This window comes from Streptomyces sp. UH6 (assembly GCF_013421635.1).
GTDB lineage: Bacteria > Actinomycetota > Actinomycetes > Streptomycetales > Streptomycetaceae > Streptomyces > Streptomyces abyssomicinicus.
The window spans coordinates 1-10,217 of the sequence record NZ_JACADT010000109.1 but is presented as its reverse complement, the minus strand read 5'-3'; the positions used below and the strand labels follow the sequence as shown (position 1 = coordinate 10,217).

At 73.6% G+C, this 10,217-nt stretch carries 10 protein-coding genes; 7 read left to right on the top strand and 3 right to left on the bottom strand.

The genetic code is table 11. The features are described 5' to 3' along the window. Window positions 1–674: 674 nt before the first annotated feature. The 6 genes from HW445_RS09100 (at window position 675) to HW445_RS09075 (ending at window position 6,881) form a co-directional block, all read left to right on the top strand. Window positions 675–1,232 carry a GNAT family N-acetyltransferase gene (locus tag HW445_RS09100; RefSeq protein WP_180220518.1) on the top strand — a complete coding sequence of 186 codons (558 nt, stop codon included), beginning with the start codon at window positions 675–677 and terminating at the stop codon, window positions 1,230–1,232. A 45-nt stretch (window positions 1,233–1,277) separates the two neighbouring features. After that, entirely contained in the window at window positions 1,278–2,294 is a 1,017-nt protein-coding gene (locus tag HW445_RS09095) for an amino acid ABC transporter permease (RefSeq protein ID WP_180220517.1), read from the top strand. A 50-nt stretch (window positions 2,295–2,344) separates the two neighbouring features. Next, window positions 2,345–3,097, top strand: coding sequence for an amino acid ABC transporter ATP-binding protein (locus HW445_RS09090; RefSeq protein ID WP_180220519.1), 753 nt, complete (start codon window positions 2,345–2,347; stop codon window positions 3,095–3,097). Window positions 3,098–3,163: 66 nt separating this feature from the next. Further along, complete coding sequence (locus tag HW445_RS09085; protein WP_180220516.1) at window positions 3,164–4,141, top strand: ABC transporter substrate-binding protein; 978 nt, start codon at window positions 3,164–3,166, stop codon at window positions 4,139–4,141. A 95-nt stretch (window positions 4,142–4,236) separates the two neighbouring features. Further along, complete coding sequence (locus HW445_RS09080; RefSeq protein ID WP_180220515.1) at window positions 4,237–5,466, top strand: LLM class flavin-dependent oxidoreductase; 1,230 nt, start codon at window positions 4,237–4,239, stop codon at window positions 5,464–5,466. A gap of 20 nt (window positions 5,467–5,486) precedes the next feature. After that, window positions 5,487–6,881, top strand: coding sequence for an NtaA/DmoA family FMN-dependent monooxygenase (locus HW445_RS09075; RefSeq protein ID WP_180220514.1), 1,395 nt, complete (start codon window positions 5,487–5,489; stop codon window positions 6,879–6,881). 162 nt (window positions 6,882–7,043) lie between these two features. On the opposite strand, the gene HW445_RS09070 is transcribed toward HW445_RS09075, so the two are convergent. From HW445_RS09070 to HW445_RS09060, 3 genes are all read right to left on the bottom strand, one after another. Beyond that, entirely contained in the window at window positions 7,044–7,412 is a 369-nt protein-coding gene (locus tag HW445_RS09070; RefSeq protein ID WP_180220513.1) for a MerR family transcriptional regulator, read from the bottom strand. 52 nt (window positions 7,413–7,464) lie between these two features. Beyond that, the gene (locus tag HW445_RS09065) at window positions 7,465–8,505 is read right to left on the bottom strand and encodes an NADP-dependent oxidoreductase (protein ID WP_180220512.1); all 1,041 of its coding nucleotides are present in this window, start codon (window positions 8,503–8,505) and stop codon (window positions 7,465–7,467) included. A 725-nt stretch (window positions 8,506–9,230) separates the two neighbouring features. After that, entirely contained in the window at window positions 9,231–9,629 is a 399-nt protein-coding gene (locus tag HW445_RS09060; RefSeq protein ID WP_180220511.1) for a MerR family transcriptional regulator, read from the bottom strand. Window positions 9,630–9,694: 65 nt separating this feature from the next. On the opposite strand from HW445_RS09060, the gene HW445_RS09055 reads away from it, so the two are divergent. After that, the coding region (locus tag HW445_RS09055; RefSeq protein WP_180220510.1) for an MFS transporter at window positions 9,695–10,217 on the top strand (523 nt) is incomplete at its 3' end.

The following is a 10,217-nucleotide window of genomic DNA, read 5'->3' as shown; positions in this document are numbered from 1 at the left end:
CGGCAGCGGTGTCGCGGGCGGTTCACCGGACGGACGCGGGCGGGCGGGTGCGGCGGGGGGCGAGGGGGCGGTACCGGTCGGGGCGGCCATCGAGGTCCTCCGGGAGGGAGTTCACGGGGCGTCGGAGAGCGTCCGGGGCGGCGGATGGATGCGCGCCCGTGGACGGGTGTCGTCACGCCCGGCGTGTCCCTCAACACGGCCGGTGCGCCCACCGTACGCCGGTGTCCCGGACGGGTGTCAACAACTCGGCCGCACAGAGCGCTTGTTGACGAACCGCCCCGGGTGGTGCTCAATGGGCGGCATGAACTCCCGGCAGCAGCGCCTCGTCACGCGCGGCCACATCGACTTCGGTCGGGTGTGGTCCGCCTCGTGTCGCCCCTGCTGACCGGGCAGTCGCAGGCCGTCCGGAGCGGCCCGATCCCTCCCTCGGTGACCCCGTCGCGGGCCGAGATCTCCTTGTCGCACCCCTGACCGGACGGCGGTTCCGCCGTCCGTTTCCGCGGGTGTGAGCCGGACACCCACTGCCCGTCCCGGCCTTCCGTCGTCACGCATTCCCCTTCGCCTGCCCTCGCGGGCGGCGTCCTCCGCGTACCGCCGTCGCTCCCGACCGGGAGCCGGTGGCCCCGTCCAGGTGCTGGCCGCTTCCGTCCAGGTGCTGAGAGAGGTATGTCCGTATGTCCACCACATCCCAGGACCCGCCACTGCCCGTGGCGCGGAAGCTGACCCTCGTCCGGGTCCCGGTGTCCGACCCGCGGGTGCGGCCCCTGCTCGAGGAACTGCGTGCGGAGTACTCCGGCCGCTACGGCGGCGACGCCGGCGAGGAGCTCGGCCGTCACCCGGACGAGGAGTTCGCCCCCGGACGCGACGGGCTGCTGATCCTGCTCCTCCAGGACGGCGAGACGGTGGCCGGCGGGGCTTTCCGCAGGTACGACGCCGTGACCGCCGAACTCAAGCGCATCTGGACGCACTCCGTCCACCGGCGGCGCGGCCTGGCCCGGCGGGTCGTGGCCGCACTGGAGCGGGAGGCCGGACTGCTCGGCTACCGGCGGATCGTCCTCACCACAGGCCCCCGCCAGCCGGAGGCGCGCGCCCTCTACCTCGCCACCGGTTACACGCCGCTCTTCGACACCGAGGCCCACCCGGAGGACGTGGGCCTGCTCACCTTCGAGAAGCACCTGCCGCCGGGCACCACCGTCGGGGAATCCCGCGCCGACCCGCACGAGCACCGCTGAACGACCCCCGCCGACCCCGCTCCCACACCGATCGGAACGCGACCCATGGGATTCACCACCGACTCCGCGCCCCGCCGCGCCCCCGCGGCGGGCGGCGGCCCCGAGGTCCCGCCGCCCGCCGACCCCCTCGCCGGACTCACCGTCGTCCCCGCCCGCCACCCCTGGCGCTGGGCGGCGGTCCTGGCGGTGCTGGTGGTGTGCGCGCAGTTCGCCCACGGACTGCTGACCAATCCGGTGTGGGAGTGGGACGTGTTCCTGTCCTACGTCCTGTCCGAGACCATCGTGGAGGCCGTCGGCGTCACCCTCCAACTGGTCGCCTTCGCCACGGTACTGGGCTTCCTGCTGGGGACGGTGCTGGCCTTCATGCGGCTGTCCCGCAGCCCGGTGCTGCGCACGGTGGCCTGGACCTACGTGTGGATCTTCCGGTCGATCCCGATGATCGTGCAGCTGGTCTTCTGGTTCAACCTCGGCGCCCTCTACCGGGAGCTGGGCGTCGGCGTCCCGTTCGGCCCGGTGGTCTGGTCGGTGGACAGCAACAGCCTGATCGGCACCATGGGCGCCGCGCTCATCGGCCTGTCCCTGCACCAGGCGGCCTACGCGGCCGAGATCGTGCGGGGAGGAATCCTGGCCGTCGACGGCGGCCAGCTGGAGGCCGCCGCGGCGCTGGGCATCCCCCGGGCGCGGCAGGCGCGGCGCATCGTGCTGCCGCAGGCCATGCGGGCCATCCTGCCCACCGCCGGCAACGAGATCGTCGGCCTGCTCAAAGGCACCTCGGTCGTCTACGTGATGGCGATCGGCGAACTCTTCTACCAGGTGCAGGTGGTCTACGGCCGCAACGGCAGGGTGATCCCGCTGCTGATGGTGGCCACCGCCTGGTACGTCTTCCTGACCTCGGTCCTCAGCGTCGGCCAGTACTACCTGGAACGCCGCTTCGCCCGCGCCGACCGCGAACCTCCCCCCACCCCGCTGCAGCGGGCCCGCCGACTGGCACGGAACCTGCGGGCCGCCGGGGCCGGCCCGGACACCCGCACCCCGCACGGACGCACCGGAGGCAGCCGATGAGCGACGGCGCGACGGCCCCGGTGCCGGCGGCCGAAGGGACGGACCGGGTGATGCTGGACGTCCGCGGCGTCCGCAAGAGCTTCGGTCCGCTGGAGGTGCTGCGGGGCGTGGACCTCTCGGTCCGGGCCGGAGAGGTGACCGTCGTCCTCGGCCCCTCCGGCTCCGGCAAGTCCACCCTGCTGCGCACCATCAACCACCTCGAGAAGGTCGACCAGGGCTGGATCAGCGTCGACGGCGAACTCGTCGGCCACCGCCGCCGCGGCGGCAAGCTGTACGAGCTGAAGGAGAAGGACGTCCTGCGGCAGCGCACCCGCATCGGGTTCGTGTTCCAGAGCTTCAACCTCTTCCCACACCTCACCGTCGTCGAGAACCTGATCGAGGCGCCGGTCTCCGCGCTGCGCAGGCCGCGCAAGGAGGCCATGGCCACCGCCGGACGGCTCCTCGCCCGGGTGGGCCTGGCCGACCGGGCGGACGCCTACCCCCGCCAGCTCTCCGGAGGCCAGCAGCAACGGGTGGCCATCGCGCGCGCCCTGGCCCTGGAGCCGAAGGTGCTCCTCTTCGACGAGCCCACCTCCGCGCTCGACCCCGAACTGGTCGGGGAGGTCCTCGACGTCATCAAGGACCTCGCCCGCACCGGCACCACCATGGTGGTGGTCACCCATGAGATCGGCTTCGCCCGCGAGGTCGCCGACCGCGTGGTGTTCATGGACCACGGCGTCGTCGTCGAGCAGGGACCGCCCTCCGAGGTCCTCGAGCGTCCCCGCCACGAACGCACCCGCGCCTTCCTGTCCAAGGTGCTCTGACCGTCCCCGCTCCGCCGACCCCGTCCCGTCCCCGCCCCGCATTCGCCCCGAGGAGTCCCGCCCGCCATGGCACCCATCAGCCGCCGCGCCCTCATCGCCTCCCTCGTCACCGGCGCCGCGCTCGCCGCCTGCGCCAACCCCACCGACGGGGACACCACCGAGGTCCGGGACCCCGAGAGGTCCGGCACCACCGAGATCGACAACTCTCCCGACCGGAAACGGATCACCACCCCGAAGGTCGACGCGGCGGCCGCCCTGGTGCCCGGGGAGATCCGCTCCCGCGGGACGCTGCGCATCGTCGGCTCCGCCGACAGCTCCGCACCGCTCGGCTTCTACGCCACCGACGACAAGACCCGGATCGGCGTCGAGATCGACATCGCCCACCTGGTCGCCGGCGTCCTCGGGCTGAGGCCCGAGTACACGGCCGTGTCCTGGGAGAACATCTTCGTCGGCCTGGACAGCGGCAAGTACGACGCAGGCTTCAGCAACATCACCGTCACCGAGGAGCGCAAGGAGAAGTACGACTTCGCCAGCTACCGCAAGGACGACCTCGCCTTCGAAGCCAGGAAGGGCAGCGGCCTGAAGGTCCGGGACTTCCGCGACGTGGCCGGGCGCACGGTCGCCGTCGACACCGGCACCAACCAGGAGAAGATCCTGGTCGAGTGGAGCGAGCAGGCCGAGAAGGCGGGCCTCGAACCGGTCGACATCAAGTACTACAAGGCACAGGCCGACACCTACCTGGCCCTGGAGTCCGGCCGGATCGAACTCTGGCTCGGCCCGAGCCCCACCGCCTCCTACCACGTCGCCTCGGCCGGCCGGACCGAGATCGTCGGCACCTACTCCGGCGGCGGCGCCACCCTGCAGGGCCTCATCGCCGCGACCACCAGGAAGGACAACGGTCTGGTGGAGTCCCTCCACGCCGCGCTGGAGGAGATCATCCGCAACGGGACGTACGCACAGGTGCTGAAGCGGTGGGGGCTGTCCGGCGAGGCGCTGGAGAAGTCGGAGATCAATCCCCCCGGCCTGCCGAAGACCAACCAGTAGCCCCCGCCCGCCACTGCGTGAGCCCGTCCGGCATGTCAGGCACGTCAAGCACACCAGGCACGACCGGCCCGCACGCACGTCAGGAAGGTTCCGCCATGCCCTCGTCGTCCGCCAGTTCCGCGTCCCCGCCGGCGCCCCTGCACCTCGCCGTCGCCCTGGACGGCGCGGGCTGGCATCCCGCCGCCTGGCGGGAGCCGGAGTCCCGGCCCCGCGAACTGACCACCGCCCGCTACTGGGCGGACCTGATCACCGAGGCCGAGCGCGGCCTGCTCGACCTCGTCACCCTCGAGGACGGGCTCGCCCCGCAGTCCTCCCACCCGCTCCGCAGCGACGACCGCACCGACCGGGTCCGCGGCCGGCTCGACGCGGTGCTGACCGCCGCCCGCGTGGCACCACTGACCCGCCACATAGGGCTGGTCCCCACCGTGGTGACCACGCACACTGAGCCGTTCCACATCTCCAAGGCGATCGCCACCCTCGACCATGTGAGCACCGGCCGGGCGGGTGTCCGCGTCAAGGTGTCCGTCCGGTCCGACGAGGCGGCGCACTTCGGCCGCCGCGTCATCCCGCCCGTCGACCTGTCCGACCCGGGCGGCCCCGCCTCCGCGGCCGTCGTCGCGGAACTCTTCGACGAGGCCGCCGACCACGTCGAGGTGGTGCGCCGGCTCTGGGACAGCTGGGAGGACGACGCGGAGATCCGCGACGTCGGCACCGGCCGCTTCATCGACCGGGACAAGGTGCACTACATCGACTTCCGGGGACGGCACTTCGACGTCAAGGGGCCCTCGATCACCCCACGGCCCCCGCAGGGCCAGCCCCTGGTGACCGCGCTCGCCCACGCGACCGTTCCGTACCGGCTGGTCGCCCGCGCCGCCGACATCGGGTTCGTCACCCCGCACGACGTGGACGACGCCCGCGCCGTCACCGAGGAGATCCGCGCCGAACAGGCGGCCGCCGGACGCGAGGGCGAACCCCTGCACGTCTTCGGCGACCTCGTGGTGTTCCTCGACGAGACCCCGGCCCGGGCGGCCGCCCGCCGCGACCGGCTCGACGACCTGGCGGGGGAGGAGTACACCTCGGACGCGGAGATCTTCACCGGCACCCCCGCCCAGCTCGCCGACCTGCTGCTGCACTGGCGCGAGGGCGGCCTCACCGGCTTCCGGCTGCGCCCCGCCGTCGCCGCCCACGACCTGCGCGCGATCACCCGCGGCCTCGTCCCCGAACTCCGCGGCCGGAACGTCTTCCGCCGCGCCTACGAGTCCGACACCCTGCGCGGGCTGCTCGGCCTCACCCGCCCCGCCAGCCGCTACGCGTCCACCGCCTGACCGGAAGGAGACGGACCGCCATGACCGCGAACGGCCGGGCCGGCACCGCCCGCAAGCAGATCCACCTCGCCGCACACTTCCCCGGCGTCAACAACACGACCGTCTGGAGCGACCCGGCGTCGGGAAGCCAGATCGACTTCAGCTCCTTCGTCCACCTCGCACGCACGGCCGAACGCGCCAAGTTCGACTTCCTGTTCCTCGCCGAGGGCCTGCGCCTGCGCGAGCACGCGGGGGAGATCTACGACCTGGACGTCGTCGGCCGGCCGGACACCTTCACCGTGCTGTCCGCGCTGGCCGCCGTCACCGACCGGATCGGCCTGACCGGCACCATCAACTCCACCTTCAACGAGCCCTACGAGGTGGCGCGGCAGTTCGCGAGCCTGGACCACCTCACCGAGGGACGCGCGGCCTGGAACGTGGTCACCTCCTGGGACGCCTTCACCGGCGAGAACTTCCGCCGCGGCGGCTTCCTGCCGGAGTCCCGCCGGTACGCCCGCGCGAAGGAGTTCCTCGCCACCGCCACCGAACTCTTCGACTCCTGGCGCGGCGACGAGATCGTGGCGGACCGGACGACCGGCCGGTTCCTGCGGGACGCCGACGCGGGCGCCTTCGTCCACCGGGGCGAGGAGTTCGACATCCGGGGACGGTTCGACGTCCCCCGCAGCCCCCAGGGCCGCCCGGTGATCTTCCAGGCGGGGGACTCCGAGGAGGGGCGCGAGTTCGCCGCCTCCTCCGCCGACGCCATCTTCAGCCGCCACGGCACCCTTGAGGAGGGCAAGGCGTTCTACGCCGACGTCAAACGGCGCCTCGCCGGGTACGGACGGACCCCCGGCCAGCTGCTGATCCTCCCGTCCGCCACCTTCGTGGTCGCCGACACCGACGAGGAGGCCGACGAACGCGCCCAGGAGGTGCGCCGCCAGCAGGTCAGCGGTGCCACCGCGCTGCGCCACCTGGAGTTCGTCTGGAACCGGGACCTGTCCGGATACGACCCGGACGGCCCGCTGCCGGAGGTCGACCCCGTCGTCGGCGAGCACACCATGGCCCGCGGGCGGGCCCAGGTGCGGATGTACCGCGACCCGGTGGCCACCGCCCGCGCGTGGCGGGAGCTGGCCGAGGCCAACAAGTGGTCCATCCGGGACCTGGTCATCCACACCGGCAACCGGCAGTCCTTCGTCGGCTCCCCGGCCACCGTCGCCCGCACGCTCGACGAGTTCGTCCAGGCGGACGCCGCCGACGGGTTCATCCTGGTCCCGCACCTGGTCCCCGGCGGCCTGGACGTCTTCGCCGACACGGTGGTCCCGCTGCTGCAGGAACGCGGCGTCTTCCGCACCGAGTACGAGGGCACCACCCTCCGCGAACACCTGGGCCTCGCCCACCCCGACACCCTCCCCGGCCCCTCGGCCGCGCCCCGCTGACACTCCCTCACCGCCGCCTCCGCGTCATCACCCCGCCCGCCTCGGGGGCCACGGTCCCGTTCCCGGTGTGCTGCGGGTGTCGGCGCCGATAGGCCGGCGAGGGGCCGGAAGCGGGTGGGCCGCCTGCCGCGCCCGAGGGGGCACGGCAGGCGGCCCGGAGGGCTACGCCCGGCCCGTGTGTTCCGCGAGGCGCTCGCGCAGCCGGCTCAGGCGGTCGATCTCGGCGTCGATCACCGCCAGCCGCCGGTCCACCACGACGGAGGCGGGAGACGCCGCGTCGGCGCCCGCACAACGACGCCCGGGCTCGTCCGTCAGGAGCTGGATCCGGTCGGAGATGCCGCGCAGGTCCTCCACGGTGAGGCCGAGGGCCAGCAGCCCGCGGATGACGCGGACCCGGACCACCTCGTCGGGCCCGTACCGGCGCTGACCGGCGGGGGAGCGCGGCGGAGGCGGCAGCAGACCGCACTCCTCGTAGAACCGCAGGGCCCGGGGAGTGGTTCCGGCGGCCGCCGCCGCGTCTCCGATCCGCATACCGACCTCGTCTCGTCCTGTGCCCTGGCCCGTACGGGGCGAGGGCGATCCGTCACCCGTGCGGCAGCTCCACCACGACCGTGCCGAAGTGCCGCCCCTCGAACAGTTCCGACAACGCCCGCGGGGCCCGTTCGATGCCCGGAACCGTCACATGCGGGAACGTGAGGTCGCCGGCGCGCAGCCAGGCCCCGAAGCGGGTCGTCCACTCGTCCGCCACATCCGGGTGGTCCGTGCCGCTGTAGCCGCGCAGCGAGATGCCGTGGGTGACGACCCGGTACGTGTCGATGCCGACCGGCGCGCTGCCGCCCCTGGTGTCGGGGGACAACTGCCCGGACAACGCGCCGACCAGCGCGAACCGGGCGCCCCGGCGGGCTGCCGCGAGGGCGGCCGTCAGCTGCTCCCCGCCCACGGTGTCCACCACGACGTCGATGCCCTCGGGAGCGGCCTCGCCCAGTTGTTCGCCGAGGGTGCCGCCCGGGGCTCCCGGCACCACGACCGCGTCGTAGCCCAGCTCGGCGACCAGCCGGTCGGCCTTGGCGGGGGACCGGGTGCTGCCGACGACCCTGCCGGCCCCCAGCAGCCGCGCGACGGGACCCGCCAGGGTTCCCACCCCGCCCGCCGCACCGGTGACGAACACCGTGTCACCGGACCGGAGTTCGGCGAGCCGGGTGAGCGCGCCGTAGGCCGCCGCACCCGACGAGAGGTGGGCCACCGGGGAAGGCAGCACGTCACCGACGGGACCGCACCGGTCCGCCTCGAGCAGGGCGTACTCGCGCCAGCCGAGCAGGTGGGTGACGAGGTCCCCCGGCCGGAAGGGGCTGCCCGCGCCCACGGCGACGACCTCGCCGACGGCGGGACCGAACATCAGGTCACCGGCGTGGACGGGCGGCAGCGGAACACCCTCGACCTGCCCGCCGATGAGGGTCCCCAGGCCCGGGAAGACGAGGAAGTGCCGGTTGCGCACGACCACCTGTCCGGGGCCGGGAGCGCCGAGGGGCCGGGTGACGACGTCGAAGTGTTCCGGCCCGGGCAGCCCCTTCGGGGTGACGGCGAGCTGGATCGCGCGGGTGCCGGAGGGCGGAGCGGCGGCCATGAGAACTCCAGGGACGGGGAGGCGGGGGCCGTGGCGAGCCACGGCCGGCCGTGATCGGCGCGCCGACGCTAACCCCTGACGTACGCGTCAGGGGCAAGGCGTCGAGAAACCGTCACGGAGCGCACCCAGGAGCGAGCCCGGTCCGAGCGCGGCCGGTTTCGCCTGTGGGCCACGTTCCCCGGCGGAGGCCCCGGGCGGAGGTGACGCCTTCCGGCAGCCCGGGAGCAGCCGTCCGGTGACGCCGGAGGGCGAGCCGGGCCACACGGCCGCCGGTCCGCTGACGGTGCCGGTCGCGGACCCGCCGCCGGCGGCCGTCCTGGCCCGCCACGCACTCGAGCCGTACCGGCTCGCCGCCGCCGTGGCCGACCGGGTGTTCGTCACGCCGACCGCCGAACACCCCCTGCCGGAGCTGCTGGAGACGCTCCGCCGGATCGAGGCCCTCACCCCGGACGCCGGAGCGACCCGGGCCTACGCGGACGTCGTGGTCGTGCCGGGGGAGGACACCGAGCGGCACGCACAGGACCGGCTCGCGCTGCTGCACGAGACCGCCGGCGGGCCGTGGGCGTCCGACACCGGCGTCTTCGTGGGCACGGCGGACCGGCTCGCGCACGAACGGGCCCGGTGGCGCGACGGAACCGGCCTCTGCGGGGCCGCGGTTGCGGCCGGCGGTGCACTCCGAGGACGGCGAACGCGTCATCCACGACCTCATGCCCCTGCTGCGAGACTCAGCCCTCGACCGGCCCGGACGACGGGCGGGGCAGGGCCCGGTGCTTCTCCACCTCCGCCAGATACTCGCTCATCGCGTCGCGGTTGCGGATCAGCACGTCGATCCGCTCGCTGAGCCTGTCCCGCTCACCCGTCAGCAACGCCAGCATCTCCGGCGTGGCGTCCGGGAAATGGATCGACCGGGGCTTGTCCAGGCACGGCAGTATCTGCTTGATGATGCGGGTCGGCAGCCCGGACGCCAGCAGACCGCGGATCTGCCTGACCCGGTCCACGTACCGGTCGTCGTACTCCCGGTATCCGTTGACGCCCCGCTCCGGGACGATCAGGCCCTGCTCCTCGTAGTAGCGCAGCAGCCGGCGCGACGCCCCGGTTAGCCGCGACAGTTCACCGATGCGCATCCCGCCAGCCTAGCCACGTCACCGCTTGACCGTCACATCAATGTGAGGGTTCCAGGATTCCTCCCATGACCACCACGACACCTTCCCGGGGTGCCCGACGGGACGCCCTGCCACGGTCCGCGCTGCTGGCGCTGGGAACCGCCGTCTTCATCACCAGCCTGACCGAGACGCTGCCCGCCGGGGTCCTGCCGGAGATCTCCTCCACGATGGGCGTGAGCCCCGGCGCCGCCGGGCAGGCGGTGACCGTCTACGCGGCCGGCACCGCGCTGACCGCCGTCCCGCTGGCGGCCGCCACCGCCTCCGTCCCGCGCAAGCCCCTGCTGCTCGCCGCCATGACGGTCTTCCTCGTCGCCAACACCCTCACCTTCGCCGCGCCCGGCTACGCCGTGCTCCTGGCCGCCCGGTTCCTCGCGGGGATCGCCGCCGGGCTCGCCTGGGCGATCCTCGCCGGGTACGCGCGCGGCATCGCCCCGCCCGGGCTGGAAGGGCGGGCCATCGCCGTCACGATGACCGGCATCCCGGTGGCGCTGTCGCTGGGCGTGCCCGCCGGGACCCTGGTGGGGCAGCGGGTGGGGTGGCAGGCGGCCT